25 protein-coding genes and 2 tRNA genes are annotated in these 26,748 nt (G+C 38.5%); 13 read left to right on the top strand and 14 right to left on the bottom strand.

The window, feature by feature from the left end:
* Positions 1-15: 15 nt before the first annotated feature.
* The gene (locus tag AC07VK_RS21175; protein WP_492962739.1) at positions 16-1,023 is read right to left on the bottom strand and encodes a sensor histidine kinase; all 1,008 of its coding nucleotides are present in this window, start codon (positions 1,021-1,023) and stop codon (positions 16-18) included.
* A 206-nt stretch (positions 1,024-1,229) separates the two neighbouring features.
* On the opposite strand from AC07VK_RS21175, the gene AC07VK_RS21170 reads away from it, so the two are divergent.
* Positions 1,230-3,647: an outer membrane beta-barrel family protein gene (locus tag AC07VK_RS21170; RefSeq protein ID WP_492962741.1), complete on the top strand. Its 2,418-nt coding sequence runs from the start codon at positions 1,230-1,232 to the stop codon at positions 3,645-3,647.
* A gap of 104 nt (positions 3,648-3,751) precedes the next feature.
* On the opposite strand, the gene AC07VK_RS21165 is transcribed toward AC07VK_RS21170, so the two are convergent.
* Complete coding sequence (locus AC07VK_RS21165; RefSeq protein WP_492962743.1) at positions 3,752-4,234, bottom strand: GNAT family N-acetyltransferase; 483 nt, start codon at positions 4,232-4,234, stop codon at positions 3,752-3,754.
* 215 nt (positions 4,235-4,449) lie between these two features.
* Between AC07VK_RS21165 and AC07VK_RS21160 the strand changes: the two genes are divergently transcribed.
* Complete coding sequence (locus AC07VK_RS21160; protein WP_492954513.1) at positions 4,450-5,052, top strand: hypothetical protein; 603 nt, start codon at positions 4,450-4,452, stop codon at positions 5,050-5,052.
* Positions 5,053-5,222: 170 nt separating this feature from the next.
* Here AC07VK_RS21160 and AC07VK_RS21155 read toward each other — a convergent pair whose 3' ends face one another.
* Entirely contained in the window at positions 5,223-6,818 is a 1,596-nt protein-coding gene (locus AC07VK_RS21155) for a S41 family peptidase (protein WP_492962745.1), read from the bottom strand.
* A gap of 315 nt (positions 6,819-7,133) precedes the next feature.
* On the opposite strand from AC07VK_RS21155, the gene AC07VK_RS21150 reads away from it, so the two are divergent.
* On the top strand, positions 7,134-7,583 hold the full coding sequence (locus AC07VK_RS21150) for an SRPBCC family protein (protein ID WP_492954511.1): 450 nt from the start codon (positions 7,134-7,136) through the stop codon (positions 7,581-7,583).
* A gap of 56 nt (positions 7,584-7,639) precedes the next feature.
* Here the strand turns inward: AC07VK_RS21150 and AC07VK_RS21145 are convergent.
* Together AC07VK_RS21145 and AC07VK_RS21140 are read right to left on the bottom strand one after the other, a co-directional pair.
* Positions 7,640-7,712 (bottom strand) — tRNA-Phe (locus tag AC07VK_RS21145).
* Positions 7,713-7,928: 216 nt separating this feature from the next.
* A tRNA-Phe gene (locus AC07VK_RS21140) sits at positions 7,929-8,001 on the bottom strand.
* Between the two features lie 228 nt (positions 8,002-8,229).
* On the opposite strand from AC07VK_RS21140, the gene AC07VK_RS21135 reads away from it, so the two are divergent.
* Both AC07VK_RS21135 and AC07VK_RS21130 read left to right on the top strand, forming a co-directional pair.
* Positions 8,230-9,525, top strand: a complete 1,296-nt coding sequence (locus AC07VK_RS21135; RefSeq protein ID WP_492962747.1) for a 4Fe-4S dicluster domain-containing protein — start codon at positions 8,230-8,232, stop codon at positions 9,523-9,525.
* Positions 9,526-9,605: 80 nt separating this feature from the next.
* Positions 9,606-10,394 (top strand): (Fe-S)-binding protein, encoded by a 789-nt coding sequence (locus tag AC07VK_RS21130; protein ID WP_492954509.1) that lies wholly within the window; start codon positions 9,606-9,608, stop codon positions 10,392-10,394.
* Between the two features lie 259 nt (positions 10,395-10,653).
* On the opposite strand, the gene AC07VK_RS21125 is transcribed toward AC07VK_RS21130, so the two are convergent.
* The 3 genes from AC07VK_RS21125 to AC07VK_RS21115 all read right to left on the bottom strand — a co-directional run bounded on the left by AC07VK_RS21125 (position 10,654) and on the right by AC07VK_RS21115 (position 14,256).
* Complete coding sequence (locus AC07VK_RS21125) at positions 10,654-11,991, bottom strand: TldD/PmbA family protein (RefSeq protein ID WP_492962749.1); 1,338 nt, start codon at positions 11,989-11,991, stop codon at positions 10,654-10,656.
* Between the two features lie 8 nt (positions 11,992-11,999).
* Positions 12,000-13,637, bottom strand: a complete 1,638-nt coding sequence (locus AC07VK_RS21120; protein ID WP_492962751.1) for a TldD/PmbA family protein — start codon at positions 13,635-13,637, stop codon at positions 12,000-12,002.
* 142 nt (positions 13,638-13,779) lie between these two features.
* A complete protein-coding gene (locus AC07VK_RS21115) occupies positions 13,780-14,256 on the bottom strand; it encodes a hypothetical protein (protein ID WP_492962753.1) in 477 nt (158 codons plus the stop codon).
* A 50-nt stretch (positions 14,257-14,306) separates the two neighbouring features.
* On the opposite strand from AC07VK_RS21115, the gene AC07VK_RS21110 reads away from it, so the two are divergent.
* The 3 genes from AC07VK_RS21110 (at position 14,307) to AC07VK_RS21100 (ending at position 17,591) form a co-directional block, all read left to right on the top strand.
* Positions 14,307-14,786, top strand: coding sequence for an ABC transporter ATPase (locus tag AC07VK_RS21110; RefSeq protein ID WP_492962755.1), 480 nt, complete (start codon positions 14,307-14,309; stop codon positions 14,784-14,786).
* A 6-nt stretch (positions 14,787-14,792) separates the two neighbouring features.
* Entirely contained in the window at positions 14,793-15,083 is a 291-nt protein-coding gene (locus tag AC07VK_RS21105; protein WP_492954504.1) for a YciI family protein, read from the top strand.
* A gap of 96 nt (positions 15,084-15,179) precedes the next feature.
* Entirely contained in the window at positions 15,180-17,591 is a 2,412-nt protein-coding gene (locus tag AC07VK_RS21100) for an AsmA family protein (RefSeq protein WP_492962757.1), read from the top strand.
* Between the two features lie 67 nt (positions 17,592-17,658).
* Here the strand turns inward: AC07VK_RS21100 and mtgA are convergent, their stop codons facing one another.
* Positions 17,659-18,387, bottom strand: coding sequence for a monofunctional biosynthetic peptidoglycan transglycosylase (mtgA, locus tag AC07VK_RS21095; protein WP_492954502.1), 729 nt, complete (start codon positions 18,385-18,387; stop codon positions 17,659-17,661).
* A gap of 201 nt (positions 18,388-18,588) precedes the next feature.
* Between mtgA and AC07VK_RS21090 the strand changes: the two genes are divergently transcribed.
* Positions 18,589-19,398 (top strand): 3-keto-disaccharide hydrolase, encoded by an 810-nt coding sequence (locus tag AC07VK_RS21090; RefSeq protein WP_492962759.1) that lies wholly within the window; start codon positions 18,589-18,591, stop codon positions 19,396-19,398.
* 30 nt (positions 19,399-19,428) lie between these two features.
* Positions 19,429-20,127, top strand: a complete 699-nt coding sequence (locus AC07VK_RS21085) for an SDR family oxidoreductase (protein ID WP_492954500.1) — start codon at positions 19,429-19,431, stop codon at positions 20,125-20,127.
* Between the two features lie 127 nt (positions 20,128-20,254).
* Here the strand turns inward: AC07VK_RS21085 and rplI are convergent, their stop codons facing one another.
* The 4 genes from rplI to AC07VK_RS21065 form a co-directional block, all read right to left on the bottom strand.
* Positions 20,255-20,698: a 50S ribosomal protein L9 gene (gene rplI, locus AC07VK_RS21080; RefSeq protein ID WP_492962761.1), complete on the bottom strand. Its 444-nt coding sequence runs from the start codon at positions 20,696-20,698 to the stop codon at positions 20,255-20,257.
* A 12-nt stretch (positions 20,699-20,710) separates the two neighbouring features.
* Positions 20,711-20,974 (bottom strand): 30S ribosomal protein S18, encoded by a 264-nt coding sequence (gene rpsR, locus AC07VK_RS21075; protein ID WP_010599582.1) that lies wholly within the window; start codon positions 20,972-20,974, stop codon positions 20,711-20,713.
* Complete coding sequence (gene rpsF / locus AC07VK_RS21070) at positions 20,974-21,330, bottom strand: 30S ribosomal protein S6 (protein WP_029277408.1); 357 nt, start codon at positions 21,328-21,330, stop codon at positions 20,974-20,976. Before rpsF ends, rpsR begins: the two co-directional genes overlap by 1 nt.
* A gap of 277 nt (positions 21,331-21,607) precedes the next feature.
* Positions 21,608-22,201, bottom strand: a complete 594-nt coding sequence (locus AC07VK_RS21065) for a hypothetical protein (RefSeq protein WP_492954499.1) — start codon at positions 22,199-22,201, stop codon at positions 21,608-21,610.
* Between the two features lie 183 nt (positions 22,202-22,384).
* On the opposite strand from AC07VK_RS21065, the gene AC07VK_RS21060 reads away from it, so the two are divergent.
* Both AC07VK_RS21060 and AC07VK_RS21055 read left to right on the top strand, forming a co-directional pair.
* Positions 22,385-23,248, top strand: coding sequence for an AraC family transcriptional regulator (locus AC07VK_RS21060; protein WP_057932549.1), 864 nt, complete (start codon positions 22,385-22,387; stop codon positions 23,246-23,248).
* 6 nt (positions 23,249-23,254) lie between these two features.
* On the top strand, positions 23,255-24,013 hold the full coding sequence (locus AC07VK_RS21055; protein ID WP_492962763.1) for a DUF1570 domain-containing protein: 759 nt from the start codon (positions 23,255-23,257) through the stop codon (positions 24,011-24,013).
* A gap of 5 nt (positions 24,014-24,018) precedes the next feature.
* Here AC07VK_RS21055 and AC07VK_RS21050 read toward each other — a convergent pair whose 3' ends face one another.
* Positions 24,019-24,765 carry a DUF3108 domain-containing protein gene (locus tag AC07VK_RS21050; RefSeq protein ID WP_492962765.1) on the bottom strand — a complete coding sequence of 249 codons (747 nt, stop codon included), beginning with the start codon at positions 24,763-24,765 and terminating at the stop codon, positions 24,019-24,021.
* Between the two features lie 136 nt (positions 24,766-24,901).
* On the opposite strand from AC07VK_RS21050, the gene AC07VK_RS21045 reads away from it, so the two are divergent.
* Positions 24,902-26,725 carry a DNA polymerase III subunit gamma/tau gene (locus AC07VK_RS21045; protein WP_492962767.1) on the top strand — a complete coding sequence of 608 codons (1,824 nt, stop codon included), beginning with the start codon at positions 24,902-24,904 and terminating at the stop codon, positions 26,723-26,725.
* Positions 26,726-26,748 lie beyond the last annotated feature (23 nt).

The following is a 26,748-nucleotide window of genomic DNA, read 5'->3' as shown; positions in this document are numbered from 1 at the left end:
GATACAAATTATCCTTTACAGATTTAAGATCAAAGTACTTTTATACGTATTGCCATTATTCGAAATCAACAATTCATGTTTTTCTGGATAAATCAGATCCAACCTTCGGTGGATATTCACCATACCTACACCACTCGAATGATCTTTCTGTGCATGACTGATCTTATTGCTTACCTCGAAACTTAAACGTTTGTTCTGCACCTTAAGTTTAATGCGTACAGGCTGTGTTTCATCATTTACTACGCCATGTTTAAAAGCATTTTCTACAAATGGGATCAATATCAGCGAAGCTATTTTTTGATCGCTAATACCTTCGGTTATAAAATCGACATAAAATTTTGGCTCAAAGCGCATTTTAAATAATGCTACATAACTTTCTAAATATTCTACCTCCTTATCTAAACTCACTTTTCCATCAGGACTATCGTTTAGGGTATAGCGCATTAAATCTGATAAACGCAAAACAGCGTTGGCCAGTTGATCGGAAACGGGAATAGCCAGTGAGTAAACATAATTTAAAGTATTGTACAGAAAGTGTGGATTAATCTGCGATTTCAAAAATGAAAGCTCGGCCTTAACTACTTCTTCTTTAAGTTTTCTGTTGACCTGCTCTGACTTGAAGCTCTGCTCGATACCATAAACCGCAGCTGGCAATACAATATAGGCAAGGCTCCAGTAAATATTATCAGAAATGTAATGCAATGCGGTTGTACCTTCTGCATAATTATGAAAACCAAACAATTTTAAATACAATACTTCTTCTATCAGATACCTTAGACCTATAAATATGGCAATAGTAAATATAATGCCACTGATTAGCTGAAGCGTTTTATTCTTCTTTAAGAATTTCGGATAAACCCATAGGTAACAGATGTAGAACTCTATCAATTGGATAAAATTCATCGATATACTGAAAGCCGATTGCCTTAAAGTAACTCCTTCTATAATTGCCCCTCCATAAAAATAGCCTAATACGAGTACCCAGCAAAGAATATGGATAGAAACGATTTTTATTGTTTTCATGGCCTAAAACTATACAAAGCTTTTTTAACTGCCTATTTTCTTATTCCAAACCTTCAAAAAATTATCCCAACCTGTACATTTTAAGGATCAACACCTTTTATTGTCCGAACAAGCATTGGGATAATATTTCAAGGGGTTGGGATTATATAATTTTTAGGCTCATGCAACCTCTTCATCTTTGAATCGTCAATAATAACACAAACAAGATGATGAACCTCTTATTTAAATCTGCGCTTTTCGCTTTGCTAATTTTTAGCTTTAAATCTGCCTATACCCAAAACATTAGGGTATCGGGAACCATTACCGACAAAAGTAATAAAGCACTCGATTATGCTTCAGTAGCATTAATCCACTTACCCGATTCGGCTTCGGTTGCCTTACAGGTCACCAACCAACAGGGCTTATACGAATTCAGCAATGTTAAATCTGGCCGGTATTTTATTAAAGCCTTAATGATGGGTTACGGTAAAAACCAATCTGTACCATTTGAGGTAAAAGATATGGCTGTTAAAGTTCCATCAATTATACTGGCAGACCACGCTCAAAACCTGAAAGATGTAAACATCGTATCGAAAATGCCTGTAATTGATCAAAAAGCCGACCGGGTGATCGTAAACGTAGAACAGATGAATACCGCAGGTGATAATGCGCTGGAAGTAATCAGCCGGTCGCCAGGTGTAAAACTAGATAAAGACGATAACATCGTGCTGAAAGGTAAGAAAGGAATCAACGTGATGATTGATGGCAAAATGAGCTATATGTCGGGCGTGGAATTAACCACTTACCTCAAATCGCTGCCCGGATCTGTATTAAGCAAAATCGAACTGATTTCTAACCCTCCATCCTCTTTCGATGCTGCTGGCACAGCAGGGATCGTCAACATTAAACTCAAAAGAAATAAAATGCAGGGCTTTAATGGGAACATGAATCTGGGTGGTGGTTATGGCCGTTATGAAAAAGTTTATGCTGGCACCAACCTGAATTACAATATCGGCAAAGTGAGTACTTATGTACGCTTAAACGCCGGACATTATAACTCATACAATAGGTTAACTTTAAACAGAACCATTGGCAACGAACAATATAACCAGCTTAATTTCTGGCACCCGGTAACCAACAGCTTAAATTACTCTACCGGTGCTGATTATTTTATTAATGAGAAACATACCTTAGGGGTAATGGTAAAAGGCTTTACTTCGCCAGCAGAAACCAAGGTAAACAGCAATTCGGTAAATTATAATGCAGCCGGCATAAAAATGGGTGGAACATCGATGTTTAATCCGCAAAGTAATACCGAAAAAAACCATGCAATTAACTTAAACTACCGTTTCAAAACAGATACATTGGGTGGTGAACTGGGTTTTGATGCCGATTATGTTCAATACGACAACAGCAAGAACGAAACATTTACCAATAACTACCTCGATGCCAGTGATCAGCTGATCGGCAATCCAATCGATTTACGAAACAAAGGTATGGGCAGTGTTTCGATCTATTCCATCAAGGCCGATTATAGCTTAAATTTCTCTAAAACATTAAAAATGGAAACTGGCTGGAAAAGCAGCTGGGTAGAATCGCAGAGCGATGTACGTTTCGATTCACTAAAAACCGCTGGCTGGATTAACGATCCGCGCCGGACCAATGCCTTTTTATACAATGAAAACATCAATGCAGGTTATCTTTCTTTAGATCAGAGTTTCAAAAACATACAGATTAAAGCAGGTTTACGTGCAGAGCAGACTTTGGGCAATGGCAGTTCATCGGGAACCAATACGCTGATCGACAGGAAATACTGGAAACTTTTCCCAACAGTATTTATCTCCTTAAAACTGGATTCGAACAACCTCGTAACAGCTGCCTACCGAAAAAGCATCAACAGGCCATCATACAGCAGTTTAAATCCCTTTACCTTTTATACCGATCCCTATACTGCCATACAGGGAAACCCATTATTACAGCCATCTTATGCCAATAGTTTTGAATTTAATTACTCGATTAAAAATTTCAGGGTATTAACATTGAGTTATTCGGTAAGTAACGGCGCGATGTGGGAAGTGATCTATCAGAACAATAATACAAAAGAAAGTATCTCCAGGCCAGAAAACCTGAACCGTACAACAAATTTTTATATGGCCACCGGAAGTCCTTTTGATGTAACCAAATGGTGGAACAACAGTACCGAAGTTTCTGTTGGTTATAACCGCACTACATCGGCAGTACAGGGAAACGGCTATAATGCCTTCTCGTGGAACTGGTCTATTATGTCGGACAATACCCTCACTTTGCCCAAAAACTACAGCTTAACGATGTATGGTTATTACGATTCTCCTTCAATTTCTGGCTTATTCCGCAGTTTAGGAAATTATCAGCTCAATGTTGGCGCTAAAAAGTCATTCTGGAACAAAAATGCAACACTGGCCTTAAAAGTGAACGATATCTTTAATACCAGTAAATTCAGGGCCAATCTGGAGTACAATAACATTAAAACTTATTGGCAGAACGAATGGGAAAGCCGTAGGATAAACTTAAGTTTCACTTATAAATTTGGGAACATGAAAATCAAAACTGCCCGCAGCAGACAAACCGGAACAAGCGATGAGGAAAACAGAGTCGGCAAAAATTAAGGCTTGATCAAGATAAATTATTTAAATCGGTTAACTGGTTAATTGAGCTGGAATTTCTCAATTTCAACCGTTAACCGGTTAATCAGTTTCAACGATTAACGAAGTTATAAGACCAGCAGCATCCAAACATTACAGGCAAAATGGCCTGAATTACCCAATGGAGCTGCGAGTTTTTTAAATCCTGCCTTTTCGTACATCTCAATTGCCCTTTTAAGATCGGGAAAGGATTCTAGATAAATCTCATTATAGCCAAAGTGCTGCGCAGATTCTATACTTTTCTCCATGAGCATTTTGCCAATACCTTTTCCGCGAGAAGATGCCGAGGTATACAATTTAACCAGCTCAACACAACCTTCTGGCAAGCCTTCGGTCGGGTAAATACCACAGCCACCAACAATAACCCCATCCTCTTCGGCCAGCCAGTAAGCTGATTGAGGGTGTTCGAAAAGTATAGATAACTCATCAGTTGTAGGATCCGTATAAACAGTACCCGGCTTGTCTATTTTAAATTCTCTTAAAACAGTCCTGATCATTTCAGCTGTTGCAGTATTATCCTGTGCAGTTATCCTGCGGATGGTAATGGCCATGTCTTTTGTTTTTTGTAAAGTTAATGGTTTAGGTTAATTGTTTAAATTGACAGGTTATTAAATTATTCTGATTTGACCTTTAGTTAACCGGTTTACACAATTAACCGACTAAGCAATTAACCTATCTAAAATAGATTCATTATTTTGGCGTTATGTTTGCAGTACATAAATATCCAAATTTTTGGATATTTATGCTATCACCTAACACACATAAAATGAAACAAAGATTATTAGTATGCCTTTTAACTGTTGGCCTTTTCGGTTGCGGAATAAACAGGCAAGCCCAGCAGATAAAAGCCCTGGAAGACTGCACCTATAAAATTACAGGTGTGCAACAGGTATCGATTGCAGGTACAGATGTTAAAAAGTTAATGGACCAGCAAAGCTTTAGCTTAACCAGCTTACCTGGGGTTGCATTGGGTTTATTGAGAAAAGACATCCCTTTAAAAGCCAATCTGAATTTAGAAATAACCAACCCATCGAGCAATTTAGCGGCCATTAACCAATTCGAATATAAAATATTGGTTAATAATACCGATCTGGCAGAAGGAATTGTTAATCAAAATGTAAGCATTGCACAAGGACAAACGGTTACTGTTCCGGTACAACTGATAAGCAACATTTACGGATTAGTATCTAATGGTAATGTTTTTAATGATATTATCAAAGCTGCTCAGAAAGGATCAGCTTCAAAAGATGAAAAACTAGGTTTATTAACCATTAAAATAAAGCCAACCTTTATGCTGGGCAATACACCTGTTAAATATCCTGGTTACATTACCATCAATAAAGATATCAGCAGTAAAATACTGTTATAGTACGGCAACAAATAAAAATGAGGGTATATCATAAAGGCGATTTTAGCCCAGATGCTGTCATGTTGAGCCTGTCGAAACACCTTAAAGCGTATTTCAACAGGTCCTTCGACAAGCTCAGGATGACAAATCTATATTTATGATACACTCTCTTTTTAGTTAAAAAGCTTTTATTAAAATCTCTTATCGGGCGTCATCACCATCCCCTTAAATCCTTTTGGGTCTAACTTTTCATCTAAAGCCCTCAATTCTGCTACTGATAGTTTTGATGGCATTACTGTTGTCGTTGTGCTTAAGCTAGCTGTTTTTCCAGCCGGAGTTACAAAATTCCCATTCTTAGCATATAGTAATGCGTAGGCCAATAAAGTCTCTGTTTCATCGCCCCATGCCTTCGTTAAATCCTCAGATGATTCTTTGTCAACCGTTAGCCCAGAATAGTAACCACCAACGCCAACTTTATTTTTGGTTTCAAATTCTGGAATATACATATCCACCTTGTCTATTCTGATCGGGAAGAAACCAACAGGTTTACCATAAGTTGTTCTACCAATTAATTTTACATCCATTACCGGTTTTAAACTGTTAATGGTTAGCTCACTTGCTGAGGCTGTTGATCCAGTTACGATAAAATAAACTCTGCTTAAAGATAATGAGCCTGATTTTGCAAACTTCTCTATATTATCGGCTGCTGTAGGCGAATAATTTAAATCGGCATAAGTAGCATACTTTCCGTTTACACCCGTGGTAAAAGTCTGTAATTTACCATCATCGTCTAACAACGGTTGGTGTGCCAAAACCGAGGCCTTGCGCTGTGCAGTAGTGATCGACTGTAGGTAGTTATTGTAATAAGAAGTAAACATCGTATTGCCGTTTTCTCCTGCCGGTGCTGCTAAATTAATAATCTGGGTAGCTGTTGAAACATAACCACCGCCATTATAGCGTAAATCAATAATCAATTCACTTACTCCCTGGGTAGCAAAATTAGAAAAAACTGTATTTATGGCTGCAGAGGCATTATTGGTAAAACTATTGAATACAATGTAACCTACTTTTTTTGTACCAACTGTATACACATTGGTAAATAATATCGGATTAACCGTATATTGGCTGCTAGATACAACTGCTGTTTTTGGGTTGCCATTAATATCATTGAAGGCCAGAGTAACCGTTGCATTTGTACCGAAAATGGCACTGTTTAAAAAATTAACTGCATTTGGCCAACTAAGATCTGTTCGTCCATTTACGCTGGTTAACCTACAGCCACGTGTTAAGCCCTGCTGCGCTGCAGGTGAGTTTGGGTAAACATATTTTACCCTAAGGTCTGTGTCGTTGTTATACTGAACGGAAAACCCGTAATCATTGGCCGAGCCATTTACATCGGCCTTCAGCGCTCCTGTTTTACCAGTTGTAGCTGCTGTATAGTCGAAAAATGAATACTTCGGCTCCCCGGAAGTGCTTACATACTCATACGGTTTTCCTGTTGCCGGATCTAAAGAATACTGTGTCATGGCATATAGCTCAGCTTCATTCGAACTAAATCTACGCGGATTAAACACTTCATAAGTTGGTAGTGAAGTATTCCAATAATAAAGTTCTTTACCATATAAAAAGATAGAATCTTTAGTCAATTCATCCCGCGTTCCGGTAGGCGTAGTAACAACCGGTGGAGTTACGGGCTCAGGCTCAGGACTGCTCTTTTTGCAGCCGGTAATGGCCCCAAAGCTTAAAAAACCTAGTGCAAACAGGTAAAGGAATCTCTTATTTATCATGGAATTATTGTAACATTATCTTCTATATACGTACGGGGCAACGCTTAAGTTGTTCAGAAGAAACTTTATCTACCAACAAACTAAATTTAATTCAAAATATTGTGCTTCTGTGCATATGTATCATTGAATTACGTAAATCTACCGATTATATTACTTTTTACTGAGATATTTAGTAAATTTTAACAAGATATAACAAACTGGTGCTGCACTGTTAGTCCTTATGCCCCCACAAATTGTCGCCTTTGCACCGCTTAAGTCAATCAAATTCGCTGCAAATTTGTTATACTAAATAAGTTGATTTAAAAACCAAGAACCATGGAAAAGATCGAATTTAAAACCACAATTAACGCAACAGCAGAAAAAGTTTGGGATGCGCTTTTTGGCGTAGAAACCTACCCCAAGTGGACAGCGGTGTTTGCAGAAGGATCGCGTGTAGAAACCGATTGGAAAAAGGGAAGCAAGGCCCTGTTTCTGGGTAATAACGGGGATGGAATGGTAGCTGTGATTCAGGATAATATCCCTAACCGGTACATGTCTATCAAACACCTCGGCGAAATAAAAGACGGCAAGGAGGATTTCAGCGGAGATTGGGGCGAGACACTCGAGAATTATACGCTCAATGAAAAAGATGGTAAGACAGAACTCCTCATTGATATGGATATTAACAATGAATGGAAAGATTATTTCGAAAAAACCTGGCCAAAAGCGCTTGATAAGGTCAAAGAACTAGCTGAAAAACGGAGTGAATATCATGTGGAGACCTAAATAAGCGTACTCAAAAACCAAAAAAGCCTTACATTTCTGTAAGGCTTTTGTGGAAGTGGTGCCACCTGGATTCGAACCAGGGACACAAGGATTTTCAGTCCTTTGCTCTACCGACTGAGCTATGGCACCCCCTTTGGGGATTGCAAATGTAGCATTCTTTTTTTCAAATCCAAAAAAGGATTTTAGATTTTATTCAGTTTTTTTCTTCAGATGCAACCTTACTAAGGCCATCTTTTTGATAAGCAGGAAGATGGGCGGAAAAATATTTTTATTTCGGTTTAGGAATTCCTTTTTGAAATGGCATAAAACCAAAAAAGCCTCTCATTTCTGAAAGGCTTTTGGAAGTGGTGCCACCTGGATTCGAACCAGGGACACAAGGATTTTCAGTCCTTTGCTCTACCGACTGAGCTATGGCACCATCCGTTTGGGATTGCAAATGTAGCGTTCTTTTTTCAAAAGCAAAACTTTTTTTCAATTATTTCATTGTTGCGCTGATTATCAATTAATTAATTTTTCACTTTTCTTAAAACATGCCTTAATACTTGCTTAGAATGAGTACAAACAAACAATTTTATTATTTTTTTTATGCATGCATAGTATTTTATTTAGATTAATATCCTAATTTAGCGTAACAATCTAATTTTGCATGGTAGCACAGATCATTTTTCTAGTACTTACACTTGCAGCAATTGCGCTGTTTACAGTTAACCTGCGTAAAATAATTCGCAATATCCGTTTAGGAAAACCGGCAGATCGAAAAGATCAGCCGCAAAAAAGATTAATGACCATGCTTCGCGTGGCTTTTGGTCAATCTAAAATGGTTGTACGCCCTATCCCCGCCTTTCTGCACTTTTTTGTTTACATCGGTTTCGTAATCATCAACATTGAAGTATTGGAGATTATCATCGATGGTTTATTCGGCACACACCGGATTTTTAATGGTTTGGGTGGTTTATATAACTTTCTGATCGGATCTTTCGAAATCCTGGCCTTTACCGTTTGGGTTTCATGCGCTATTTTTCTCATCCGCAGAAATATCCTAAAACTTAAACGCTTCAGCGGCGTAGAGATGAAAAGCTGGCCAAAATCTGATGCCAACTACATCCTTATTACTGAGATTTTGTTAATGAGCGCTTTCTTGTTAATGAATGCAGCCGATGCAAAATTACAGCTTTTGGGCGCTAGCCATTATGTTAATGCCGGCGCATTTCCGGTAAGCCAATACTTGATCAATATCCTGCCTTCATCCGAAAGTGCCCTGGTTATTGTAGAGCGTAGCTGCTGGTGGTTCCACATTATTGGCATTCTGGCTTTTTTAAATTACCTGCCTTATTCGAAACATTTTCATATTCTTTTCGCCTTTCCAAACACCTACTTTTCTAATTTGGAACCTAAAGGCGAATTTACCAACATGGCCTCTGTTACCAATGAGGTGAAAGCCATGCTCGATCCTTCTTTTGTTCCGGCAGAAACCGAACCTGGTAAATTTGGCGCCAAAGACGTTACCGACTTAAGCTGGGTAAACCTCATGAATGCTTATACCTGTACCGAATGCGGAAGGTGTACTTCGGTATGCCCGGCAAATATTACCGGTAAACTTTTATCGCCGCGGAAAATTATGATGGATACCCGCGACCGCATTACCGAAGTTGGCCAAAATATAGATAAACATGGTGCAGAACACCAGGATGGAAAATCTTTATTGGATGACTACATCAGCAGAGAAGAAATTTGGGCTTGCACAAGTTGTAACGCCTGTGTAGAAGCCTGTCCGGTAAACATCGATCCATTACAGATTATTATGGAGCTTCGCCGTTTTGCCGTGATGGAAGAGTCGCAGGCACCCGGCAGCATTAACGCGATGCTGGGAAATATTGAGAATAACCAGGCACCATGGAAATACTCTCCGGCCGATCGTTTTAATTGGGCACAAGAAAGTTAGCAATTAACAATTTTCAGTTGGCATTAAATTAATATAATAATTACATCAGGTCTTGATACTTGATAATAGATACTAGACAAATGGAATTTAAAGTCCCTACAATGGCCGAGTTGATGGCCGCAGGTGAAGAACCAGAAATATTATTTTGGGTTGGCTGTGCCGGAAGTTACGATGAAAGAGCGCAGAAAATTACCCGCGACATTTGCAAAATCTTACAGCATGTAGGCATAAAATACGCCGTTTTAGGAACAGAAGAAAGCTGCACCGGAGATCCGGCTAAAAGAGCTGGTAACGAATTTCTTTTCCAGATGCAGGCCATGACCAATATTGAGGTATTAAATGCTTACAATATCAAAAAAATTGTAACAGGCTGTCCACATTGCTTCAATACCATTAAAAATGAATATCCGGGTTTAGGCGGCACTTATGAAGTGATCCACCACACACAATTGATACAGGATTTAATTAACGAAGGAAAACTAAAAGCTGAGGGTGGCGAAAGTTTCAAAGGCAAAAAAATCACTTATCACGACCCATGTTATCTGGGCCGGGGAAATGGAATTTACGAAGCCCCTAGAAAAGCCTTGGAAGTGCTTGATGCGCAGTTGGTAGAAATGAAACGCTGCAAAAGTAATGGCTTATGCTGTGGCGCCGGTGGCGCACAGATGTTTAAAGAACCAGAAAAGGGAAATAAAGATATCAATGTAGAACGCATTGATGAGGCTTTAGAAACCAACCCACAGGTTATTGCAGCAGGTTGCCCATTCTGTATGACCATGCTAAGCGACGGTATTAAACTAAAAGATAAAGAACAGGAAGTTAAGGTATTGGATATTGCCGAGATTACGGCAAGGGCAAACGGCCTGTAACGATCGTTTTTAGATTAACTTAATAAAATGCTGTATCATAAGTTTATATTCAATCTGTCACGTTGAGCCTGTCGAAACGCTTAAATCTGTAATTAAACAGATCCTTCGACAAGCTACCAATGACAGATTTAAATAAAAAGGGTCGTCATTGCGAGGAGAAACGACGAAGCAATCTTAATACTAATGCTAGTAGCGATCGTTATAAGATTGCTTCGTCGGCTGAAAAAGCCTTCTCGCAATGACGATATGATATAATTCTTTATACCGCATCAGATAAAGAGGTAAAAGTAAAATCTCTTATTCTTAATGGAGGTAAAAGATAGTTGGCTTCCGATTCAGCACTTACTGTCCTTTCCGCTATTCCGATTTCGTCCAGGTTGTTCAACATAATAATCGGACTTTCATTGAAACGGAAATTTTTGACAGGAAACTTGATTTCTCCATTTTCGATATAAAAAGTACCATCCCTGGTTAGCCCGGTTAGTAACAAGGTTTGTGGATCTACCGTGCGGATGTACCATAAGCGCGTAACCAATATTCCTTTTTCTGTTCCTTTAATCAGCTCTTCAAGGGTTTTCGTTCCACCCTTCATAATGGCGCCACCCGGGAAAGGGATCGCTTTAATTCCGGTTTTTTGCGCCCAGTACCTTGAGCTGTATAAATTTTTAACTACTCCTTTTTCTATCCAGTTTACTTTCTCCTGTGGCCGCCCATCCCCAGACCATGTTGCGGTTGGCAGTTCAGGATTCCATGGGTCTGAATAAATATTTACCCGTTCATCCACCAGCTGCTCTCCCAATTTTGTTTTACCGCCGGTTTTACTCATAAAGCTCCGCCCTTCATCGGCCTGTCTGGCATCCATCGAGAAGAATAGGTTTTCCAGCATCACCGCTACCGCAGTAGGTTCTAGAATAACGGTATATTTTCCTGGCTCTATCGCTTTTGCCGTTACCGACGACATTGCTTTTTTGGCAGCTATGGCTGTGTCGGTCTTTGCATTGAGCTTGCTAAAATCATTGTATCCTCTTGTGGCGTAACCAGAGCCTTTACCATCATCAGTTCTTACGGTAATATTAAAAGCTACATCGGTTGAGGTATTGTAGGCAAACAAACCTTTACTGTTCATCATTGCCGAACAGCCTATACTGTTGGATAAAAACCCAGCGGCATTCAGCTTGCTGTCTATAGCCTCTTTTAAACTGGCCTGTACTGCATCAGCTCTGTCTTTCGGGGTAACGGCTGCTGTAGCCGGAGAAAAGGTAGGCGAATCGGCACCATATTCCTGAGGACCGAGAAAAGGCATAAATTCGGGATTTTCGGGTGCCAGCTGAGCAAGTTCTTCTGCCCTGCGCACCACTTTTTCCAATGAGGCATCATCAAATTCATTTATAGTGGCTGTACCCAGTTTTTTCCCGAAGGCAGAACTGACTACCAGGCTGTTAGCGCTTATACCCCCACTGGTTGATACCGAATTTCGGGCGTACCTTATATTACCGCTATCTGAGCAATTTAGGTTTACTTCACATTGTTCTGCTTTAGAGTAAGAAAGTACTTTAGTTAAAAGTGCTTTTGCTTCTGCTTTTGTTAAGATTGGCATAATTTCTATCAGATTTTTCTAGCGGTGTTGATCACATTAACTTTATTGAAACGTGCAGTTGCTGATCCGTGTGAAACAGCACTTACCTGCCCGGGCTGGCCTTTACCATCAAAGAATGAGCCTCCTAAGCGGTAATCGCTCTGATCACAAATGGCCACGCACGAATTCCAGAATTCCTGAGTATTGGCCTGGTAGGCTACATCTTTAAGCATACCTGCGATTTTGCCATCTTTAATTTCATAATATAGCTGCCCGCCGAACTGGAAATTATAACGCTGCTGGTCGATAGAGAAAGAGCCATCGCCTACAATGTAAATTCCTTTTTCCACATTTTTGATCTGATCTGCGATACTCAGCTTGGTTTTGCCCGGCTGCAGTGAAATGTTGGCCATACGCTGAAACTGCACACTGCTCCAGTTATCGGCATAACAACAACCCTGCGAAGCATTTAAACCCAATATATGCGCCTGATCCCTAATGGCCTGGTAATTTACCAATATACCGTCTTTAATCACATCCCATTTTCCGCATTTTACCCCTTCATCATCATAACCAACAGCTCCTAACGATCCGACTTCGGTTTTATCGGCAGTAATATTAACTTCCTTACTGCCATAATTAAATTTTTTGGATTCCCATTTGTCAAGTGTCAGGAAACTCGTTCCTGCATAATTGGCCTCATAGCCCAACACACGGTCAAGCTCAGTTGGGTGACCGCACGATTCGTGAATGGTTAACCATAAATGTGAGGGATCCAATACCAGATCATACTTACCTGGCTCTACTGATTTAGCCTTCATTTTTTCACCCAACTGCCTCGCTCCCTGTGTAGCATCTTCAAGCATATCGTACCTGCCTTTATAAAGGGTGCCCGAAGCGGTTTGTATTTTATCCTGTGGCCTTGCATCCAGGTATTCGTATCCCTTACCAGTAGGTGCACTCAGTGCATTTCTGGTTTCGAACTTACCGGTTGCCTTATCTATTTTAGTGATAAAAAAAGTAGGCCAGATACGGTGGATATCCTGATCAATATATGAACCATCAGTTGAAGCAAAATATTTTTGTTCATTTACTGCAAATAAGATGGAATTAATGTAATCTGCACCTCCTTTCATAGCCGCATCGTTCACCGCCAGCAATAAATCTACCTTTTCTTTTACGGGTACCTCAAAAGTATTTTTCTCAATCGGCGCTTTCCAGCTTACCTCACCATACCCTTTTTGTGGGGCCAGCTTTACAGGCTCTCTTAACAAACGGGCATTTTCTTTGGCAATAGTTACTGCCAGTTCGGCTGCTTTGGCAATGCTGTCTTTATCCATTTTGTCGGTTGCCGCAAATCCCCAACTGCCATTCGAAATTACCCTGATACCAATTCCATACGATTCGGTATTTACAATATTCTCTACTTTATCCTCGCGTGTAACAACGTATTGGTTAAGGTACCTGCCTATACGCACATCAGTATAAGTTGCGCCTTTTGATCGTGCCGCATTTAAGGCCACATCCGACATGATTTTTTTAGCTGCAGGGTCGATATATGTTAAAGCCTGCTCGGGGGAAATCTCCTTCCCAAAAACCGGAATGGCAGGAAGCATAGCTGCAGCTGCTCCTACACCAGTTAAATAAATAAAGTTTCTACGTTTCAAGATGAGATTGTTTTAAGTTGACTGAATATAAGTGTTTTAACTTATTTTCCGAAATTCACAAATCCACTATCTAACTATAGCAAATTGAAAATTTTATTAGAGAAATGGTTAAACCAGCAAAATCATCATAAAATAACAATTTCTATGGAGTGGAAACCGGCGCATTTATTTTATTCAAATTATCGCGGATCAGGTTTAAATCTTCAGCCTCCATATTTTTTAACGGAATAACCAGTTGCGTAGCCATCGAATCTACATCCCCTCCCTTGTCTTTATAGGTCTGCACAATTACGTCGTCACCTTTGGTATGGATATACAATTTGCCCGAAGTAGTTGTACCATAATAATCCATATCTTTAAATTTCGAAAGCTTAAATGCGAAATACTCTGTTTTACCGTTATTAAAATAACGCTTATAACGGCAAAAGCCATTGTTAGTAACATTTAGCTCATAACGTTTTACCTGGTCGCTTTCCTGACTGTTATCGTAATGATCAGTAAATGTTTTTTGAAGAAAATTGATTGACTGCGTTATGGTTTCGGGGTCGGAAAAAGCACATAAAAACATACAAAAAGCCGAAAGAAGGGATATTTTCAAGCAGAGTGTAAACTTTTTCATCAGGTTAGCGTTTTAAACACACCAATTTAATTAAAATCATAAATTTGTATATGAGTTTTTCTCCACAATCAAGAGTTTGGATATACCAAAGCGATCGCAAATTTACTTCTACTGAAGAAAGTGAGATCTTAAACAAATTAGCAGCTTTTACCAACCAGTGGAAAGCACATGGAAATGAATTGCTTGCAAAAGCGGAAATCCGCTACGGCTTTTTTATTATCCTAACGGTTGACGAAAGTCAGGCAGGCGTTACGGGTTGCTCTATTGATAGCTCTGTTCGCTTAATTAAAGAAATTGAACAGGAATATCATGTAGATCTTTTTAACCGTTTCAACATTGCCTATAAGGTAAATGGAGAAGTTGTGGTAAACAGCAAAGAAGATTTTGAAACTTTGGTCAATATCAAACAGGTAACGCCAGAAACGATTGTATTTAACAACATGGTTCAGAACCTGGCTGAGCTGGAAAGTAAATGGGAAGTACCTTTTCAAAATAGCTGGCACAGTACTGTTTTCGCCCATTTATTATAAAAAAGCATGTTTATTGTAGATCTTAAATATATTGTTCCGCTTGAAAAGCTGGATGAACATATGGAGGCGCACGTTCAATTTTTAAGAAAATATTACGATCAACATATCTTTGTAGCTTCGGGCCGAAAAGTACCCCGTACCGGTGGAATTATCTTAGCCCTGGCAAAGGACGAAGAGGCTTTAAAAAAAATCCTGATGGAAGATCCATTTTACATCAATAGATTGGCCGATTTCACCATTACCCAATTTTTAACTTCACAATTTCATCCAGATCTCGCATCACTTTTAGGAAAATAATTCTTAAAACCAGCAGTTGTACAGTGCATTATTTTCGCTATTGATCAAACAATTAGCTCACGAAAAACATTATATTGGTTAAATCAAATAATGTCTATGAAGCGCTGGCTCAAAATCTCTTTTAAAATTATATCGGTTATTGTTGTGCTGATTATCCTCACCTGGCTGGCAGGAGCATTTTACATCAGTAGAAATAAAGAAGAAGTACTGGCTTCTATCCTTTCACAGCTCAATAAAAATTTAAACGGAAAAATTACCGCTACCAGCATGGAGCCAACACTCCTTAAGAGTTTCCCAGGAGTTTCGGTATCCTTAAACGGCGTTTTACTGAGAGATAGTTTATGGAGCCAACATAAACACGATCTTTTAAAAGCGCAGGATATAGATGTATCACTAAATGTACTTTCGCTTATCGTAGGTAATATCAACATTAAACAGATTGCCATTAACAATGCAGCAATTTATATCTACACCGATTCTACAGGCTATAGCAATACCAGTATTTTTAAAAGCAAGCCTAAAAACGAAAAAAAATCTTCACCAAAATCTTCCGCATTAGAAGTTAAAAAAATAGATTTTAATAAGGTTAGCCTAATATTAGATAACAAAAAGAGATTCAAACTATTCAATTTCGATATTGATCAGATCCAGGGCAGAATGCAATATCCTGATAGCGGCTGGACAGGTAAAATAAAGTTGATGACCAAGGTAAACAGTTTCGCCTTTAATACCCGCAAAGGAAGCTTTTTGAAAGACAAGACGCTTAACGGGACATTAAATGCACATTACAGCCGTGAATTGGATGCGGTAATACTAAGCCCCGAAATATTGAACATTGGCGGGCATCCTTTTAAAATCGGCGCTAAAATAGACCTTGCCAAATCTGCTTTTGCCATTAGTATAGCTGTTGATGATATTTTATTTAGAGATGTTGCCTTACTTTTATCGCCCAATATTTCTTCCAAACTCTTAAAATTCGGCATAGAAAAACCAATCGATATCCGGGGAAATATTGTTGATGACGGATCAGGGAAGTACGGAGATCCCTTGATCAAAGTTGGCATAACCGTTCGGGATAATGTGGTTTCTATTCCGGCAGGTAAATTAACCGCTTGTAATTTTGATGGCTCGTTTACCAACAGAGATACAGTTGGCGGCATTATTGGCGATGAAAACTCATCTATCAAGTTCCACAGACTTACAGCAAAATATTTTAATGCACCGCTGAAGATAGACACTTTTACGGTTAATAATTTATCGCGCCCGATTGCTACCGGATTGGTAACCTCGCAATTTCCCCTGTCCAATTTAAACAATTCATTAGGCACGAACGATTTCGAATTTAAAAACGGAACAGCCAACTTAAGGTTATACTGCAAAGCTGATATTGATAACTTTAGGTTTACCAAACCGGTTGTTTCAGGTAAAATACAGATTGCCGATGCCGATATTCTTTACATCCCACGGAGGCTTCATCTGGTAAAAAGTGCTTTAAACATCAACTTTAACCAGAACGATTTATCGATACAGAACGGGCACTTCCAATTGGGTAAAAGCGTGCTTAATGTAAGTTGCAGCATCGCCAATTTTGCTAACCTGTATTATACTGCTCCCGAAAAAATATTGGTGAACTTAAAAATGTCGAGCCCACAACTTTATCTAAAGGAGTTTTTACCCTTCTTAGGGCCAAGAACGGCAAAGAAAAAGTCGAGCGGAAACAAACAAGTAGTTTCTAAAGAGCTGAGCAATGTGCTGGAGCTTTCGAAAATGAATATCCGTTTAACCGTTGATAAAGCCATTTATGATAATTTCCTGGCTAAAAACCTTGATGCCGACATTTCTTTGCGTGGCGGCGGTATATTCTTCAACAAAATAAGCGTGGCCCATGCAGGTGGTCAGTTATCGCTGAATGGAAATATTATGCAGGAAGCCGCATCAAATAGCTTTAAAATCAATTCAAAGATCAGCCACGTAAGTGTTAAAGATTTCTTTTATTCATTTGATAACTTCGGGCAGAAAACCATTACCAACAAGAATTTAAAAGGTTATTTATCATCGCTGGTTAATATTTCCGGAAGGATATCGCACACCGGAAAAATTCTTCCCCGATCTATTAATGGTAAAGTGGTCTTCAACCTGAACAATGCCGCACTGGTTAATTTCGACCCGATGGTTAAGGTAGGAAAATTTGCTTTTGCCAACAGGAACTTATCAAACGTAGAAATCAAAAATCTTGATGGAACACTTACCGTGCATGGCGATAAGGTAGAAATCAGTCCGATGCAGGTAAACTCCAGTGCGTTAAACTTTAATGTAAAAGGCACTTATGCTTTAGGAAATGGCACAAATGTAGAGATGGACATCCCGCTGAGAAACCCAAAGGGTGATGAAAACCTAACCAGATCAGAAAAAAGAGAAGCCCGTATGCGCGGCATCGTATTACATCTGAAAGCTGTTGATGATGAAAAAGGCGGAATAAAGATCAGGTGGAATAAGGATCATGATTAGTTTTAGTCCAAAGTCTGGAGTCCAAAGTCCTTAGTCGATAAATGGACTGAAGACATTGGACTGTCGACTAAAAATCCAGTGGTCCCAACCTATTCATATTTCTCAAAATCAGATATTGACGGTGCCTGATGTATGGGGTTGCATTTTTGGGTGTCCACCTTCTGGGGTTTGGAAAACAGGAAGCAATTAAAGCAGCCTGTTTCCGGGTTAGTTTTGTACAGGATTTACCATAATACTCCTGGGCGGCGGCCTCGGCACCATAAATCCCATCGCCCATTTCGATTACATTCAGGTAAACTTCCAGTATTCTTTCTTTGCTCCAGAACAGCTCGATGAGTAAAGTAAAATAAGCTTCAAAACCTTTTCTTATCCACGAGCGGCCAGGCCACAAGAAAACATTTTTAGCTGTTTGTTGCGAAATGGTACTCCCCCCCTTCACTTTTTTGCCTTTGGCGTTACTGGCAAAAGCTTTTTCAATGGCTTTCATATCAAAACCGATATGTTTTAAAAAGAGCTGATCTTCGGCAGATACCGCAGCCCTTTTCATATTATCAGACATATCCTCAAAATTAACCCACTTTTTCTCGGTTTTAAAAGATTTTCCATCGGCTTTTCGCTCAATGTTCCGCAGAACCATTAAAAGTGTAATAGGTGGGTTGATAAAACGCAGGGCGATTACCCAAAACACCGAAACCAGCAAAAAATATAAAAATACTTTTGTAGCAATATTAACAATCTTCTTTACAAGGGGATGTTTTGCTTTACTTTTAGTTCTGCTTTTCCGGGTTTTCGCCATGGCGCAAAGGTAATTAAAGGGAAGGAAGATGGGAAATGCTGGAGACTCGAACAATGCTAAAAAATACTTTTTTTTTGTGATCGAAAAACAAAGCCGAAATGCAAAATTCTCGTGGTAAAGCCTTAATGCACATTAAAATCACTTTGTTTATGTATTTTGTGATTCACATTTTTAAACAGGGTGCAAAACAAAATTAACCAAATGAAAAAACTAGGCTATCTCTTTCTTGCTGTTACACTATGGAGCTGCAGTACAACCAAAAACATCAATAACAGATCTGAAAAATGGATAACACTTTTTAACGGGAAAGACATTAAAGACTGGAATGTTAAAATCCACCACCACGATTACAATGTAAACTACGGAAATACCTTTAGGGTTGAAGATGGAACTATACAAGTTCGATATGACCAATATGGCGATTTCAATGATCAGTTTGGTCATCTTTATTATAAAACCCCATTTTCCTATTATCACCTAAAATTAAAATACCGTTTTGTTGGCGAACTGCAAAAAGGTGCGCCAAGTTATACCTTACGCAATAGCGGGGTGATGTTCCATTCCCAAGACCCGAAAACCATGCCTAAAGAACAGGATTGGCCAATTTCGATCGAGATGCAGTTTTTAGGTGGTTTAAGCGATGGCCGTCCCCGTCCTACCGGAAACATGTGTTCACCAGGCACGGAGATTTTTTACAATGGCAGTATGTTTCCAGGGCATTGTTTAGATTCGAAATCAAAAACATACGATGGCGACCAGTGGGTATCTGCCGAGCTTATTGTTATGGGCGATTCAATACTTAAACATATTATTAATGGTGATACCGTATTGCAATACAGCAAACCACAAATTGGCGGAGGCGTAGCTAACCGTTTCGATCCGAAAATTAAAATTGATGGAAAAGCACTTACACAAGGTTTTATTGCCTTACAAAGTGAAGGACAGCCAGTGGATTTTAAAGATATCCAGATTATGGAGCTTCCGCACCAGAACAACAAAAAATCTAATTAAACATTTTTCGATACTATACGTTACAAGAACATGAAAGTTGCATTAATTACAGGAGGAAGTAAAGGAATTGGTTTCGGTATTGCCGAAGCCCTTTTAAAAGAAGGTTATAAAGTAGCCATTACCAGCAGGACAATTGCCAGCGCAAACCAGGCCGCATCACATCTGGTGGCTCATGGTGATGTATTGGCCATTGAAGCAGATGTTGCAGATTTTAAATCTCAGCAAGGTGCGGTAAACCTGATACTCGAAAAATGGGGTCAATTGGATATACTCATTGCCAACGCTGGCATAGGGCATTTTGCACCTATTGACGAGCTGGATATAGATTTATGGAAAGAAACCATTGATACCAATTTAACAGGCGTTTTTTACAGCATTAAAGCCAGCGTTGAAGAAATCAAAAAGAACAAGGGACATATCTTTACTATATCAAGCTTAGCCGGTACAAACTTTTTTGCAGGTGGCTCAGCCTACAATGCCAGTAAATTTGGTTTAACAGGTTTTACGCAGTCGGTTATGCTCGATTTAAGAAAATATGGTGTAAAGGTGAGTACCATTATGCCAGGATCTGTAGCGAGCCATTTTAACGATCACCAGCCTAATGCTGAAGATGATGCCTGGAAAATCCAACCAGAGGATATGGGCAAACTAATTGTTGATTTATTGGCTATGCCAGCAAGGACTTTACCGAGTAAGGTAGAAATCAGACCGACTACCCCAAAAGGATAATACCTAATGGAATAGGGAAGATGGAAAATGAGATAGAGATCCCTATCACCCATTTTGCCTATTCCATTTTCCATAAAAAAAGGTCCCGATTTTCATCGCGACCTTTTTTAGATTCTTTAAAGAATGCTTATTCAGCAACTACTTCAAAAGGAACCTGAACTTTAACTTCTTTGTGTAAGTTTAAGTTAGCAACATATTCGCCAACAAATTTAGGTTCAGTTTCGAAAGTAATACGACGACGGTCTACATCAAAGCCTTGTACTTTTAATGCTTCAGCAATCTGGATGGTGTTAACCGCTCCGAAGATTTTTCCGCTTTCGCCTGCTTTAGCACCGATTGAAAGTTTAACATCAGTTAAACGCTCAGCAACACCTTCAGCATCTTTCTTAATTTTATCTTGTTTAAAAGCAGCTTGCTTCAAGTTTTCAGCTAAAACTTTTTTAGCTGAAGAAGTAGCCAATGCTCCAAATCCTTGAGGGATTAAATAGTTACGGCCATAACCTGGCTTTACTGTAACTACATCATCTTTCTCACCAAGGCCTTTAATATCTTGTTTTAAAATAATTTCCATATCTCTAGCCTCCTATTTTAATTGATCAGCAACGAAAGGTAACAAACCGATGTGACGGGCACGTTTAACTGCCTGAGCCACTTTACGTTGGAATTTTAACGAAGTACCAGTTAAACGGCGTGGTAATAATTTACCTTGATCGTTAATAAATTTCAACAAGAAATTTGCATCCTTGTAATCGATGTATTTAATTCCGTTTTTCTTGAAACGGCAATATTTTTTACGGTTATCCTCTACTTTAGGGGCAGTTACGTATTGTATTTGTTCTCTTGCCATTACGCTGCAACCTCCTTAGTTTTTTTGTTAAAAGCACCACTACGCTTTTTCTCATTGTAAGCAACAGCGTGTTTGTCTAAACGGATGGTTAAGAAACGTAACACACGCTCATCGCGTTTTAATTCAAGCTCTAATTTTGCGATCAAATCACCTGAAGATTTGTATTCAGTTAAGTTGAAGAATCCGTTTGATTTTTTTTCAATTGGATACGCTAATTTTCTCAAACCCCAATTATCCTCTTGGACAATTTCGGCTCCGTTATCAACAAGAATTGCTTTATATTTGGCTAATGCCTCTTTAGCAACTTCTTCTGATAACAAAGGGGTTAGAACGATAACAGTTTCGTACTGATTCATTGTTATAAATTATGTTTTTAATTTTTAATCCCGAGGTATATTACGGGGATGCAAAAGTAACAATATATTTCTTAAAATCAAATGATTAATTAGAAAAAAGAAGAATCGCAAGCAATTAAGAAAGAAAAAGTTACGTAATAAAACGAAACACAAAAAATGACCGCGACAAGTTACCTCATCACGATCCTGGCGCCACATATCTCATGTCGCATATCTCACAAACAAAAAAGGGAGACTATCTATCCGACAATCTCCCCATATCAATTAGCTGTAATGTTTAATAAGTTTGTATCGTTTTAACAAAACTTTCTTCTTTATACTTCACCACAAAGGTTAATTCTTTAGAATCTGTTTTGCTGATATTGAATTTTTTTGTTAGCTGCGCTTTATCTTTAAATACTTCGTTGTAAACCTCGTCATTGTATTCGTTGTATACTTTAATTTCGATCGGATTTTTATCCAGGTTATCCAGATTAAGGGTAATTACCTGATCATTTTTAGTATAAACCGGTTTAAATATGTTAGATACTTTTGGCTCAGACACCAATGCCTCACCATCTTTGATGGTTACTGTATATTTAGCCAATTTTAATTCAGACTCTACTTTAAGTATATAGTTTCCATCAGGAAGTGCATTTAAATCATAAACCTTGCTTGAGAAAGCTGAAGCATGGATATTTTCCTCAAATAAAACTTCCTCATCTGCACCGATCAGTGACAGATTAACGTCTTCTGCCTTATCTACAGAAAAACGGATAAACTTTTCTTTTTCGCCTTTTACTTTTAATGTAAAATTATCATCGTTAGCGTGAACACCCGTAGCAGTAAAAAACAACGCTGCTATTAAACCGATTTTTAAGAACTTTTTCATAACCAATATTTTTAAAGAGTTAATAATTATATGACACCACTAAGATATGGAGGTAACTGAGCTATAGACGATTGCATATTTTCCAATATCTATGCTATATTACCCCAATTACAGGGGTATTTTGTCATAAGTTATAATAAAGCATATTTTTTATGTATTTTAGTGCAATTAAATTAGAAGATAATGAAGCCAAGTTTCGAGGTTGTTGAACCCTCTTTCGGGAGTTCATTCTATTATTCAAAATATGTAGAAAACGCCAATAACATGGCGCACCTCTGGCATTACCACCCCGAAGTTGAAATGGTATTTGTAAATGGCGGTGCCGGGAAAAGGCAGATTGGCAGCCACGTTTCTTATTATACCGATGGCGATCTGATCCTGATTGGCAGCAACCTCCCCCATTGCGGATTTACCGATACCAATACGGGGAACAAAAACGAAACAGTAATCCAGATGAAACCCGATTTTTTGGGCGCCACTTTTTTAGGCTTACAGGAGATAAAAGGAATCCATGAGCTTTTTGATAAAGCAAAGGCCGGAATTGCATTTGGCAGCGAAACCAAGAGTATGGTAGGCGACCGGATCGAAATGATGGACGATCAGCCTCCATTCGATAGGCTTTTAACCTTGCTGAGCGTTTTAAAAGAACTTGAACACGCCAAAGATTATAAAATTTTAAATGCCGACGGGTTTTCGATGGAAATGCAGGTGCAGGATAACGACCGCATCAATATGATCTTTAACTATGTAAAAGATCATTTTCAGGATCAGATCAGCTTGCAGCACATCGCAGAAATGTCGAGCATGACTGTTCCATCCTTTTGCCGATATTTTAAAAAGATCACCAAAAAAACCTTTACCCATTTTGTAAATGAATACAGGGTGGTACATGCTTCAAAGCTTCTGGCCGAAAAACCCATCAGTATCGCCAATATTTCTTATGAAAGCGGTTTTAACAACTTTAGCCATTTTAATAAATTGTTTAAGGAGTTTACGGGCAAAAGTGCTTCAGAATATAGGCACGAGCTTAAGTCGCTGATTAAATAAATGAGCATGAACAAATTCCTACTATTGATACTCTCAAACATCACCAGCCTATCTCTTTACGCGCAATATGTTGACATTAATTTAGTTAACTGCAAAATAAGCGAAACCGAGCAAAAGAAGATAGAGAAACTGATTGCTTACGAACGCATGTTCAGCAATGAAATTTTCGAAACAAGAGAGAACATTACTGCACCTGTTAAAATAAACCTATATGGAAAAAACAAAGATTACCGGTTAGCGCAAAAAACGTATAGTGCACCAATAAATAGCGCTGGATTTTATATTGCCGCAATTAACGAAGCCTTTGTATACAAAAGCAGCGATTTCATTTCGGTAGCGCTCCATGAGGCCAGCCATAGTATTTTCCAGTTTAACTTTAAAAAATCGCCTAAATGGTTAAACGAAGGCCTTGCAGAGTTTTTCGAAACACTAGATTTTGACAGTGAAGGAAATTTATACTCCTATCCACAAAGTGGTAGAATTAAGAGCATAAAGGCAGGAATAGATTCGAAAGACAGCGAAAGGCTAAAAAATTTCTTTAAAATATACAGTGGTTCATTTTACGGGCATGATATAGACGACAATTACAACACAGCCTACAGTGTGATCTACTTTTTTATTAAATCCAAAAGAACAGACCTGTTAAAAAAAATAATTAAACTCAATACGCAGGGTTACGATACCGAAAAAGCGATTGACCTTACTTTTGGCAGTTTTAATACATTTGAAGCAAATTATAAACTGTTTTACAACCTGCATCATTAATATTATCAATATTGCTTAACTTTTATACGATAGTTACCTTTATAATATTCTTTCATTTTAATTACCTCTTTTGATTTCTCGGTTAGCCAGAAAATGGCATAACTGTCTTGGCTGTAATTAATTTTAAGCAGCCAGCAATTAGCTGTTATATCTGAATTCAATTTCAAATTATCTTTGCCAACCACTTCATAACGATGGTAGCTTGCTGATTTTTCATTGGGATCAAAAAATGAAATATCAAACTGCTGGCCAACCTTTTTAATTGGTAATAATGAATAAGTTTCTAAATCCTGTTCCCACGAAATGATCGGAATATCCAATTTAACCGGACCTTTTTTGATTGCATCATTATTTTTCACGGTATCCGATGGTTGCATCAGGCCATTTTTATAATCATAAGCAAAAACACCCCTACGTTTATAACTAGCATAATGATAAATTGGAGACATTGTTTTTCGATCGCAGATATTCGTTATTGTGGCAAAAAGGGAATCATTGTGAAGCCATTTCCAATCAAATTCTACCACTTCATTTTTATCTCTTTTTTTAAAAGCAGTTGTTCTTTCCCATATATCTCCTACGGTCCGTTTCGTTTCAAGAGAATCAGTCATATAAATAAGATAACTTGTTTTTCCCTCTTTCAGATTGCTCATTACCAATTTATGGTTTTGTGCATTTATAGTATCAACCTGTGCCATTGAAACGCCCGCAACAGAAAACAATATCGCGTTAATAAAAATTAATATCCTCATTTATAAATCTTTACGATTAGATTAATTTTATCATTAAATGTTACTTAATCTTTTACAAATCATTTAGGTATTTCAACTTTTCCACATTCCAACTTTTCAATCTTACAACACCTAAATTTTTCCTATTTTCGTGCCGATGGAAAATTTTATTGTTTCTGCCCGTAAATACCGCCCAGCCACCTTCGAAACCGTTGTTGGCCAGCAGCATATTACCGGTACGTTAAAAAACGCCATCAAAAACAATCAGCTAGCACAGGCATTTCTATTTTGCGGGCCTCGCGGTGTGGGTAAAACAACCTGCGCACGTATCCTTGCAAAAACCATTAACTGTACCAACCCTACAGCAGAAATGGAAGCTTGTGGCCAATGCGATAATTGCCTTTCTTTCCAGAACGGACATTCTTTTAATGTTCACGAATTAGATGCGGCTTCGAACAACTCTGTTGATGATATCCGTAGTTTAATTGAGCAGGTTCGTATACCACCACAAGCGGGAAAATATAAAATCTATATCATTGATGAGGTTCACATGTTATCGCAAAGTGCATTTAATGCCTTTTTGAAAACACTGGAAGAACCACCTTCTTATGCTATTTTTATCCTGGCCACTACCGAGAAACATAAAATCCTGCCAACCATTTTATCGCGTTGCCAGATTTTTGATTTCAACCGGATCCAGGTAGAAGATATTGCCAGTCACCTATCAACTATTGCCCAACGCGAAAATATTGCTTTTGAAAGCGATGGTTTGCATATTATTGCCCAAAAGGCAGATGGCGGATTGCGTGATGCACTTTCGATGTTCGATCAGATTGCAAGTTATGCAAACAAGAACATCACTTATAAAGCTGTAATCGATAACCTTAATATTTTAGATTACGATTATTTTTTCAAGCTTACTTCTTATTTAACCGCAGCAGAAGTTAGCCAAACCCTACTCCTGTTCGACGAAATTTTAAATAACGGTTTCGATGGCAATAACTTTATAAATGGCCTGGCTTCGCACTTCCGTAATTTATTGGTGGGTAAAGACGCATCGACCATTAAACTTTTAGAAGTTAGCGAAAACATCAAACAAAAATACCTCGATCAGTGCAGGCAAACAGAATTATCGTTTTTGCTAACTGCATTAAACCTGGCCAATACCTGCGATCTAAATTACAAGAATTCTAAAAACCAACGTTTACAGGTAGAGCTGGCACTGATTAAAATGTGTCATATCCGGTCGGTCGTCAATTTAGCACAACAGCCTTTAAGCCCCATTAACACAGCAACTGACGTAGATCAGGATAAAAAAAAAACTAATGTCGTAGCCGGACAGGCAGAAACACCAAAGCCAGAACCAGAAAGCGAAAATACGGCCCAGGCTGTAGCGCCTGTTGTTAAAACGGCTGTTTTACCTCACATTCCTGCAGAAGAAAAGCCAAAGGAAACACCAAGGGTTGGTCCGCCACCATCTGCAACTTCCATCAGTATCAATATTCCCAAGCCCAATGCAATAAGCACACTTATTCCATCTTTAAACGATCTGAACCGTGTTGCACAGGAAGATGATGACAAGGGGCCAAAAAAAGTTACAGGCGAAGCCAGAGAACCTTTTAGTTACGACCGCTTATTGGAAGTGTGGAATGCCTTTACTCAAAAAATGAAGGCGGCCGATAAAATCAATCTTTTTACCATCTTAAATAATTTCGCGCCTACGCTTTTAAATCCCGAGCTGATTGAAATTTCGGTAGAAAGTAAAACACAGGAACACCTTGTACAACAAGAATCTGTTGAGCTGTTAAACTTTTTGAGAAATGAGCTTAGCAATTTTGGTGTAGAGGTTACGTACAAACTTGTTGAACGTAAAATAGAAAACAGGCTTTATGGCAACCGCGAAAAGTACGATTACCTGGTAAACAAAAATCCAAAGCTTGACGAATTGCGCAGGAGATTTAATTTAGATGTTAATCCGTAAATTCATATTGGATAACTAACAAT

Source organism: Pedobacter sp. GW821-FHT01D05, assembly GCF_059422505.1.
The sequence above is the reverse complement of the archived record's forward strand: the minus strand, read 5'-3'. Positions and strand labels throughout refer to the sequence as shown.